We start from the raw sequence: 266 nt of genomic DNA, 5'->3' as shown, positions 1-266 counted from the left end.
CGCCGGGGCCGCGCTGCTGGCGGCCGGAATGCTGGTGTTCACCGCCCAGCGCGCGACCGAGCCCCCGCCCAGCCCCCGCACCCGGGCGCCGTCCCCGCTGCGCGCCCCCGGCATCCGGCCCCTGCTGGTCTGCTTCACGGCGACCGGGGCGGTGTTCGGGTCGATGGAGGTCGTCACCGTGGCCTTCGCCGACGCCCGGGGGGAGCGTGCGCTGGCCGGGGCCGTGCTCGCTCTCCAGGCGGCGGGGTCGTGCGCGGCGGGCCTGC

General features: G+C 80.5%; 1 pseudogene. It reads left to right on the top strand.

Features of this window, described 5'->3' with window-relative positions:
* Window positions 1-266, top strand: a pseudogene (locus GT030_RS12210) (MFS transporter); the annotation flags it as partial.

The organism is Streptomyces sp. SID1328 (assembly GCF_009865595.1).
Classification (GTDB): Bacteria; Actinomycetota; Actinomycetes; order Streptomycetales; family Streptomycetaceae; genus Streptomyces; species Streptomyces griseoluteus.
This window is presented reverse-complemented; position numbering and strand designations above follow the sequence as displayed.